Origin of the sequence: Neisseria benedictiae (assembly GCF_958267435.1) — a bacterium.
Classification (GTDB): domain Bacteria; phylum Pseudomonadota; class Gammaproteobacteria; order Burkholderiales; family Neisseriaceae; genus Neisseria; species Neisseria bergeri.
In genome coordinates this window covers 62814-72320 of record NZ_CATQFV010000064.1, presented here as the reverse complement: position 1 = coordinate 72320, position 9507 = coordinate 62814, and the positions used below count along the sequence as shown (strand labels likewise).

Here is a 9507-nt window from a genome sequence, read left to right as displayed (position 1 = left end):
GCTGCATGTAGCAAATTTTTATTTTTAGATGCAAGTTTTGATAAAAGTAGTGGGACAAATGCTCAACCAGCTGAAATTCGGAAGAGAACTGCTAATGAACTTAAATGTGATACCACATTAATGAATTTATTAAGAGAAGCTATTGCCAATAGTTGTGATGAAGACGGTTGGGCATTATTAAGTAATGTTGGGAAGATTATCAATAACCAATCATCTTTTGATAGTAAAAATTATGGTTATACGAAGTTGGGAGATTTAGTGCGTGTAATTGATATTTTTGAAACTAGGTTGTCAGAAAATCGTTCACAAATGTATATCCGAAATAAAAGAGCAACGTAAAAAATGAAAGTTATTTAAATAATGGCTTGTGATAGAGGTTTGTGCATAATTTTTAGATGGTCTTGTTTTGAATATCAAAAGGTACTCTGAAAACTAAATATTATTTTTTAAAAAAGAGAAACACCATGTCCTGCGAACACCTAGTCATGTCATACAGCACCTTTCCCAAAACCAAAAACGACGCGCTGAAAGAGCCGATGTTTTTCGGTCAGCCGGTAAATGTTGCCCGTTATGACCAGCAGAAATACGAGGTATTTGAAAAACTGATTGAAAAACAACTGTCGTTTTTTTGGCGGCCGGAAGAAATCGACGTGTCGCGCGACCGTATCGATTACGCGAACCTGCCCGAACACGAAAAACATATTTTCATCAGCAATCTGAAATATCAAACACTGCTCGATTCCATCCAAGGGCGCAGTCCGAATGTTGCCTTGCTGCCTTTGGTTTCGATTCCCGAGCTGGAAACGTGGATTGAAACGTGGAGCTTCAGCGAAACCATCCATTCGCGCAGCTATACCCACATCATCCGCAATATTGTGAATGACCCGTCGGTCGTGTTTGATGATATTGTCGAAAACGAATATATTACCGCCCGCGCCGAAGACATTGCCTGCTATTACGATGACTTAATCGAATACACCCAGTATTACAACCTGTTGGGCGAAGGGGTGCACAATGTCGGCGGCAAACCCGTTACCGTGTCTTTGCGCGGGTTGAAGAAAAAACTCTATCTCTGCCTGATGTGCGTCAACGTGTTGGAAGCCATCCGTTTCTACGTTTCATTTGCCTGCTCGTTTGCTTTTGCCGAGCGCGAGTTGATGGAAGGCAACGCCAAAATCATCAAACTGATTGCCCGCGACGAAGCCCTGCACCTGACCGGCACGCAGCATATGCTTAATCTGATGCGTTCGGGTGTCGATGATCCTGAAATGGCGGAGATTGCCGCCGAGTTGCAGGACGAATGTTTCCGACTCTTCAAAAAGGCGGCGGAACAGGAAAAAGAATGGGCGGCATATTTGTTTAAAGACGGTTCGATGATTGGTTTAAACAAAGAAATCTTATCCCAATACGTCGAATATATTACCAATCTGCGTATGCAGGCGGTGGGTTTGCCGGCCGGATTTGAAGGCGCAAATCAAAACCCGATTCCGTGGATTAATGCGTGGCTGTCGTCCGACAACGTACAGGTCGCGCCGCAGGAAGTGGAAATATCTTCTTACTTGATCGGTCAGATTGATTCTGAAGTGAATACGGATGATTTGGGCGATTTTGAGTTGTAAACGTTTTTTTGAAAAAATGCCGTCTGAAGCCGGATGTTTCAGACGGCATTTGTATGTTGTATGATGGGAAAAATAGCAGGTCGGATCGGTTATTGTTCCTTTTATTTTTTGATTGGTCGGAAATGGCGCGCATTGGTACGAATAAGGGTCTTTTTGAGCTCTTGGAGGGTGAGACCCTGTTGGAAGGCTTGGAACGGACGGGACATATGGTGGAATATCAGTGCCGAAGCGGATATTGCGGATCGTGCCGGGTAAAGATTTTGGAGGGAAGCGTTACTTATCGGGAGCCGCCTTTGGCTTTTTTGGGGCGGGACGAGATACTGCCGTGCTGCTGTTACGTCGAGGGGGATGTCAGGCTGGATTGCGGTTTGGCGGGGGAGGATGAGGCGCTGTCTGACAGTTTGCTGAAATAAAAGCCGTCCGAACATTGGTTCGGACGGCTTTTTGACGGTATTACCGGTTATGCCCGATGAGTCGGTAAAAGGTTTCGCCGTCTTGGATATAACCCAGTTCTACTCGGGCGATTTCCGAAATGGCTTCTTGACCGTTTTCTAAATCATAGACTTCGGCGGCAAGGGAATGATTGCGTAGGGCGAGCGTCTGGTTTTTTTCCTCTTGAACGGCAATCTGTTCTCTCAGACTGCTGTTGCGTCCGATGCTGCCTTTGCCGAACCAGAGGCTGTACTGGCAGCAGACGAGGGCGGCGGATAAAACGACAGTTACCCACTTCATACCTTAACCTTTTCTTATTTGCCCAGTTGGTAGAATGCGGCTTTGCCGGGGTAGTAGGCGGCTTCTGCCAATTCTTCCTCGATACGCAGCAGTTGGTTGTATTTTGCCATGCGGTCGGAACGGCTCAAAGACCCGGTTTTGATCTGCATACAGTTGGTGGCGACTGCCAAGTCGGCAATGGTGCTGTCTTCGGTTTCGCCGGAGCGGTGGCTCATTACGCAGGCGTAGCGGTTGCGTTTTGCCAGATCGACGGCTTTCAGGGTTTCGCTCAAAGTACCGATTTGGTTGACTTTGACCAGCAATGCGTTTGCCACGCCTTTTTCAATGCCTTCGGCAAGGATTTTCGGATTGGTTACGAACAAGTCGTCGCCGACCAATTGAACTTTTTTGCCCAATTTTTCGGTCAGCAGTTTCCAGCCTTCCCAGTCGTTTTCGTCCATCCCGTCTTCGATGGAGATAATCGGGAACTCGTTAACCAAGCCTTCCAAGTATTCGGCAAACTCCGAGTTGGTGTAGGAGCGGCCTTCGGCTTCCAAGTGGTATTTGCCGTCTTTGTAGAACTCGCTGGACGCGCAGTCCAATGCGAATAATACGTCTTCGCCTGCTTTGTAGCCGGCGGCTTCGGTGGCTTCGACCATCAGTTGCAGGGCTTCTTTGTGGCTGTTCAGGTTGGGGGCAAAACCGCCTTCGTCTCCGACTGTGGTCGGGAAGCCTTTGCTGTCGCACAGTTTTTTTAGAGCGTGGAAGATTTCCGCACCGCAGCGCAACGCTTCGCGGAAAGATTTTGCGCCGACGGGCATAATCATAAACTCTTGGATGTTCAGGCTGTTGTTGGCGTGTTCGCCGCCGTTGATGACGTTCATCATCGGTACGGGCAGGGACATCGGGCCTGCGCCGCCCAAGTAGCGGTAAAGCGGCAGGCCTGAGTCTTCGGCAGCGGCGCGTGCAACCGCCATAGAGACCGCCAAAGTCGCATTCGCACCCAAATTGCCTTTGTTTTCAGTACCGTCCAATTCAATCATAATTTGATCGATATAAGATTGCTCGTTGGCATCGATACCGATGAGGGCTTGGGCGATTTGGTTGTTGACATGTTCGACTGCCTTCAATACGCCCTTGCCGGAATAGCGGGATTTGTCGCCGTCGCGCAGTTCCAAAGCTTCTTTTTGACCGGTGGACGCGCCGCTCGGTACGGCTGCACGTCCCATTACGCCGGATTCGAGCAATACATCACACTCGACTGTGGGGTTGCCGCGTGAGTCCAAAATTTCGCGGGCGAAAATATCAACGATTGCGCTCATGAATGTTCTCCAAGTGAAGTGAAGGGAGGTAAAAAATGGGAGGGCTTCAGACGGCCTTTTTGCCGGAAAGCCGCCAACTTAAAACTGCTGAAAGTAGGGCGGCTGCCATGAAAATCATGCTGGAAATGCCGTGCCACATTCCGAAAGATCCGCCTACAACCGACAACAGCCAATTTTCATGCCCGTATTTCAACGCCTCGATAACGGGTGTAACCAAAAATTGGTTGGCGGCAAGGGCGGACAATAAAAAAAGCAGCAGGGCGGTTTGCCGCCGGGTTAGGGCGGTAAAGGCGGCAGCCAGTACCGCGCCCCAAACGGCAAGCCCGCTCAAAGAGAGGATGTCGAACAATACGCCGGCAATTTCGCCCGCCTGCATTTTTGGCAGCATTTTGAACAGCACCGGCGCGGCGATATAACCCGTCATAATCTGCATACCGAGCCACAAGGTTGCGGCATACAGGCTGATTTTTCGGAAAGTCTGCATCATAAGGCGAAACCGTGTTATTCGATTGTTAAAATCGGTTGTGATTTGATTAAATCGTCCAATGCTTTGATGCGGATTAAAAAATCTTCTAAAAGGTGCAGCGGCAGCGCGCTGGGGCCGTCGCATTTCGCCAGTTTCGGATCGGGGTGCGATTCGAGAAACAGGCCGGCAAGGCGGGTTGCCATGCCTGCAAGTGCCAAATCCAAAGCCTGTGCGCGACGGCCGCCGGATGCGGCAGAACCGGCATCGCGGGTTTGCAGGGAATGGGTAACGTCAAAGATGACCGGCAGATTATCGCAGGTTTGTTTCATCACGCCGAAGCCGAGCATATCGACAACGAGGTTGTCGTAGCCGAAGCTGCTGCCGCGTTCGCATAAAATCAGCTTCCCGTTGCCGGCTTCGCGGAATTTTTCCACGATGTTTTTCATTTGCGAAGGGCTGAGGAACTGCGGTTTTTTGATGTTAACGACGTTGCCGGTTTCCGCCATTGCAGCCACTAAATCGGTCTGCCGCGCAAGAAAGGCGGGAAGCTGGATGACATCGCACACTTCGGCGACGGGTTTGCACTGATAGGGTTCGTGTACGTCGGTAATGACGGGGATGCCGAACTCTGCTTTGACTTTTTCAAAAATCTTTAAGCCTTCTTCCAAGCCTACGCCGCGATAGGAATGGATGGACGAGCGGTTTGCCTTGTCGAAAGATGCTTTAAAGATATAGGGAATGCCCAGTTTGCGGGTAACTTCGACATAATGCGCGCAGGTTTGGAGGGTGGAATCCAAGCCTTCCAAAACGTTGATGCCGCCGAATAGGACGAAGGGCGAGTTGTTGCCGAGGGTGATGTCGTTGATTTTAATATCCATAATCGATGTCCGTTGCGGGATTACAGTACGGTGTGCGGCGGCTCGTAGGAGATGATGTCGCGGATTTTGTTGTTTCCGTCCACTAAGACGACTTTGGGTTCGTGTGCGGCGATTTCCGGTTCGGAAAGTTGGATATAAGACATAATGATGACGATATCGCCTTTCTGTACCAGCCTTGCCGCCGCCCCGTTCAGGCAGACCACGCCGCTGCCGCGTTTGCCTGAAATGGTATAGGTTTCAAAACGTTCGCCGTTGTTGTTGTTGACGATGGCGACTTTTTCGTTGGGGCAGATGCCTGCCGCGTCCAACAGGTCTTGATCGACGGTAATGCTGCCGACGTAGTTCAAATCGGCTTCGGTTACGGTGGCGCGGTGGATTTTTCCGCCAAGCATAGTACGGAACATGTATTTCCTTTTGGTTTGTGTGCGGTCTGACGGGCGTGATGCCGTCTGAAAATCTGAATGCCGTATTATAGTGGAGTTTCCTTCAAATTCATAATGGCAAGGCTTCGGGCAGGGAAGCTGTTTTCAGACGGCATTTCATTTTTGCCGATTGGCAATCCGGCTCAACTCTCCCAATCGATTGAGAAAATGCTGCCGTCCAAATGCAGTTTGACGGCAAGGATTTCGTCGCTTTCCATATTGGCGGGCATATAATCCATAACGGCAAAAGCCGGACTTTCTGCCCATAGGCTGATATAGGTCAACTGCATGGATCGGACAAATTTTGCCGCATCACGGCTTGTTTGGGTATCTTCGGTGTGAAAGTCGATATAGCGGCTGTCCCGTTTCAAATATTCCGTCAGTGCGGCGCGTGCAGTATCGTCGGCTTTTTCCAATTCGGACAGGAAGGCGGCAAATGCATCCAATGTTTCGGTTGGCAGGCGGTTTTCATTTTCTGCCCACAGGGATACCTCGACAAGATTGCCTTTGACGGTCAGCTCGTCTTCCCAGAGGACATCTTCTTCTCCGTCAAAACCTTCGGTGGACAGTTGTCGGAAATAGGGGTGAAAAATCGACATGATTGTTCCTTTTGGTGAGGATTGGGGGGGATTGTATGCCGTCTGAACGGTGTTCTTCAGACGGCATCGTTACATCAATTTCCCTTGGGCGGGCGTTTGCCTTGCAGGGTTTTTAGCACGGTTTTGACGGTGTTGATCCGTACTTCGATGTTTTCCATTTCCGCTGCAAATCTCAATTTGTCTGCCCCTGCCAGCCGGTATTTTTTATCCGTCTGAATCAGCAGGATGATTTCGGTTGGATCGACATTGTTGTTTTTGCCAAAGGTTACCGTTACCGCATCACTGGTCGCATCAATGGCATCGATACCCAATTCTTTTGCCGCAAGCCGTAAGCGGTGGCTTTCAATGAGGGTTTTGACGGGCTGTTCGGGCAGGCCGAAGCGGTCGACCAGTTCTTCATGTATGGCGTTGATTTGCTGCACGGTTTCGCAGACGGCGAGACGTTTGTAGAGGACGAGGCGCTCGTGAATATCGGGGCAGTAGTCTTCAGGCAGTAATGCCGGGCTGTGCAGTTTGATTTCGGTGGTAATACCCAATGGCGCGTCGAGGTCGGGCTGGCGACCTTTTTTGAGATCGCGAACGGCTTGTTTGAGCATTTCGGTGTAGAGCGTGAAGCCGACCTGTATCATTTCGCCGGATTGTCCTTCGCCGAGGATTTCGCCTGCGCCGCGGATTTCCAAATCCTGCATGGCGAGGGTGAAACCTGCGCCGAGTTCGTCTGCCGCCGCGATGGCGTCGAGGCGTTTTTCTGCGTCTTTGGTGATGTATTCGGGCGTGAGCAGGTAGGCGTAGGCTTGGTGGTGGCTGCGGCCGACGCGCCCGCGAAGCTGGTGCAGCTGCGCCAGCCCGAATTTGTCGGCGCGGTTGATGATGATGGTGTTGGCGTTGGGGATGTCGATGCCGGTTTCGATGATGGTGGAACAGAGCAACACGTTAAATCGTTGCTGCAAAAAGTCGCGCATCACTTGTTCCAGTTCGCGCTCGCGCAGTTGTCCGTGCGCCACGCCGATGCGGGCTTCGGGCAGCAGAGTTTCCAACCGCTCGCGCATATTCTCAATCGTATCCACTTCATTGTGCAGGAAAAACACCTGCCCGCCGCGTTTGAGTTCGCGCAGTACGGCTTCGCGCACGCTGCCTTCACTAAAGGGTTTGACAAACGTTTTCACGGCAAGGCGACGGCTGGGCGCGGTGGTAATCAGCGAGAAGTCGCGCAGTCCTTCCAACGCCATACTTAAAGTACGCGGAATCGGCGTGGCGGTCATGGTGAGGATGTCAACATTGGCGCGCAGGCGTTTGAGCTGCTCTTTCTGGCGCACGCCGAAGCGGTGTTCTTCATCGATAATGACTAAACCTAAGTTTTTGAATTTTATATCGTCCTGCACCAATTTGTGCGTACCGATAACAATATCGACCGTGCCGTCCGCCAAGCCTTCCAGTGCGGCTTTGGTGGCTTTGCTGTTATTGAAACGCGAAAGGCTGGCGACTTTCACGGGGAAATCGGCGAAGCGGTCGGCGAAGTTTTGCGCATGTTGCTCCACTAGAAGCGTGGTCGGTGCGAGTACGGCAACTTGTTTGCCGCCCATTACCGCCACAAACGCGGCGCGCAGGGCGACTTCGGTTTTGCCGAAACCGACATCGCCGCACACGAGGCGGTCCATCGGCTTCGCCTGTGTCAAATCTTTAATCACGGCGGCAATGGCAGCGGCCTGGTCTTCGGTTTCCTCGTAGCCGAAGCCGTCGGCAAAGACCTGATAGTCCAACTCGTTGATTTCAAACTTGTGTCCCGATTGGGCGGCGCGTTGGGCGTAGAGGTTGAGCAACTCGGCGGCGGTATCGCGCGCTTTTTCGGCGGCTTTGCGCTTTGCCTTGTTCCACGCGCCGCTGCCGAGCTTGTGCAGGGCGACGTTTTCATGCGCCTGACCGGAGTAGCGGCTGATTAAATGCAGTTGCGAAACAGGCACATAAAGCTGCGCTTCGCCCGCGTATTCGAGCAACATCATTTCGTTGGTTTCATCGCCCAAGTCCATTGTGACCAAGCCCATATATCGGCCGATGCCGTGTTCTTCGTGTACAACAGGATCGCCGATATTGATTTCGGCAAGGTCGCGCAACAGGCCGTCTGAAACAGCGGCGTGTTTCTTACGCTGATGTTTGCGCGAGCGGGCGACATATTGATAAAGATCGGATTCGGTAATGACCGCGATGTTTTGATCTTCTAATTTAAACCCGTATGCCAACGGCGCGACCGTAATCATCAGCGGCTCGTGCGCCGATAAAAAGCCCTGCCAGTCGGACACAGGTTTGGCCTTCAAACCGTTTTGCTGCAAGAAGCCGAGCATGGTTTCTCGCCGTCCCAGACTTTCGGCACACAGCAGAATCCGTCCTTCAAATGCCGTCTGAAAGTCCTTCAATGCCTGCAACGGCTCGTCGGCTTGGCGGTTGACGGCAAGGTCGGGCAGGGCGTGTTCCTTGCCGGAAACATCGGGCAGCACTTGTCCGTAGTTTTTCAGACGACCTGCGAACACATCGGCAGAGAGATATAAATGCTGTGGAAGCAAAGGCGGATAGGTTTCGTCGCCCTGCGCCATGGCGTAACGCGATTTGACGTCGCTCCAAAAGCGGTTTGCTTCGGCGTGAACGTCGCCCAAAGAGACAAACAGCGCATCTTCGCCGATATAGTCAAACAGCGTTTCCAGCTCGTTTTCAAAAAACAGCGGCAGATAATATTCCACGCCTGCGCCGAAATGACCGTTGCTGACGGCTTTGTACACGGCGGCATCGTTCGGATTACCATCGACTTCCTCGCGGAAGCGGCTGCGGAAAATCTTTTGCGCCCCGCTGTCGGTGGGGAACTCGTGCGCCGGCAGCAGGCGGATTTCGGAAACGGGGGAGATGGTGCGCTGCGTTTCGGTATCGAAGGTTTTGATGCTGTCGATTTCATCATCAAACAAATCGATGCGGTAAGGCATCTCGCTGCCCATCGGGAATAAATCGACTATACCGCCGCGCACGGCAAATTCGCCTGCCGCAACAACGTGGGAAACATGGTTATAACCTGCATCCACCAAATCACTTTTCAGACGGTCTATATCCAAAGTCTGCCCCGTTTTCAGCCAAAACGTGCGCCCTGCCAGAAACGGCACAGGTGGCAGCTTCTGCATCGCCGTGGCAACCGGCACGAACAACACATCCGCCGCGCCGCTTTTAATCTGCCACAACGCCGACAAGCGCTCCGATACCAAATCCTGATGCGGAGAAAAACGCTCGTAAGGCAGCGTTTCCCAGTCCGGCAGGAACACCGCCGTATCATGCGGACGGAAAAACAGCCAGGCCGTCTGAAGGCGCAACGCCTGTTCCGCATCTTGGGTCAAGACAACCTTGAGCTGCTTATGCGGCAAATAACGCGCCAAAGCCAAGGACAGCGAGCCTTGCGAAAGATTGAGCCAACGGGATTTTTCACGGGGTTTTGGGATAGGGTAGGTCATGGCGC

At 51.8% G+C, this 9507-nt stretch carries 10 protein-coding genes; 3 read left to right on the top strand and 7 right to left on the bottom strand.

Annotated elements, in window-relative coordinates; translation table 11 throughout:
* The 3 genes from Q3O12_RS08515 to yfaE form a co-directional block, all read left to right on the top strand.
* On the top strand, positions 1 to 339 hold a 339-nt coding region (locus tag Q3O12_RS08515; protein ID WP_301670074.1), incomplete at its 5' end, for an OST-HTH/LOTUS domain-containing protein.
* 146 nt (positions 340 to 485) lie between these two features.
* Entirely contained in the window at positions 486 to 1619 is a 1134-nt protein-coding gene (nrdB, locus tag Q3O12_RS08510; protein WP_118818960.1) for a class Ia ribonucleoside-diphosphate reductase subunit beta, read from the top strand.
* Between the two features lie 122 nt (positions 1620 to 1741).
* Positions 1742 to 2032 carry a class I ribonucleotide reductase maintenance protein YfaE gene (gene yfaE / locus Q3O12_RS08505; RefSeq protein ID WP_301670079.1) on the top strand — a complete coding sequence of 97 codons (291 nt, stop codon included), beginning with the start codon at positions 1742 to 1744 and terminating at the stop codon, positions 2030 to 2032.
* A gap of 40 nt (positions 2033 to 2072) precedes the next feature.
* On the opposite strand, the gene ftsB is transcribed toward yfaE, so the two are convergent.
* The 7 genes from ftsB to mfd form a co-directional block, all read right to left on the bottom strand.
* Positions 2073 to 2351 (bottom strand): cell division protein FtsB, encoded by a 279-nt coding sequence (ftsB, locus tag Q3O12_RS08500; protein ID WP_301670073.1) that lies wholly within the window; start codon positions 2349 to 2351, stop codon positions 2073 to 2075.
* Between the two features lie 14 nt (positions 2352 to 2365).
* Positions 2366 to 3652 (bottom strand): phosphopyruvate hydratase, encoded by a 1287-nt coding sequence (eno, locus tag Q3O12_RS08495; RefSeq protein WP_301670072.1) that lies wholly within the window; start codon positions 3650 to 3652, stop codon positions 2366 to 2368.
* Positions 3653 to 3698: 46 nt separating this feature from the next.
* A complete protein-coding gene (locus Q3O12_RS08490) occupies positions 3699 to 4139 on the bottom strand; it encodes a DUF4149 domain-containing protein (RefSeq protein WP_301670071.1) in 441 nt (146 codons plus the stop codon).
* 14 nt (positions 4140 to 4153) lie between these two features.
* Complete coding sequence (gene kdsA, locus Q3O12_RS08485; protein WP_301670070.1) at positions 4154 to 4996, bottom strand: 3-deoxy-8-phosphooctulonate synthase; 843 nt, start codon at positions 4994 to 4996, stop codon at positions 4154 to 4156.
* 20 nt (positions 4997 to 5016) lie between these two features.
* Complete coding sequence (gene panD / locus Q3O12_RS08480) at positions 5017 to 5400, bottom strand: aspartate 1-decarboxylase (protein ID WP_301670069.1); 384 nt, start codon at positions 5398 to 5400, stop codon at positions 5017 to 5019.
* 161 nt (positions 5401 to 5561) lie between these two features.
* Positions 5562 to 6017: a DUF2004 domain-containing protein gene (locus Q3O12_RS08475; RefSeq protein ID WP_301670068.1), complete on the bottom strand. Its 456-nt coding sequence runs from the start codon at positions 6015 to 6017 to the stop codon at positions 5562 to 5564.
* Positions 6018 to 6091: 74 nt separating this feature from the next.
* On the bottom strand, positions 6092 to 9502 hold the full coding sequence (gene mfd / locus Q3O12_RS08470; RefSeq protein WP_301670067.1) for a transcription-repair coupling factor: 3411 nt from the start codon (positions 9500 to 9502) through the stop codon (positions 6092 to 6094).
* Between the last annotated feature and the right edge of the window lie 5 nt (positions 9503 to 9507).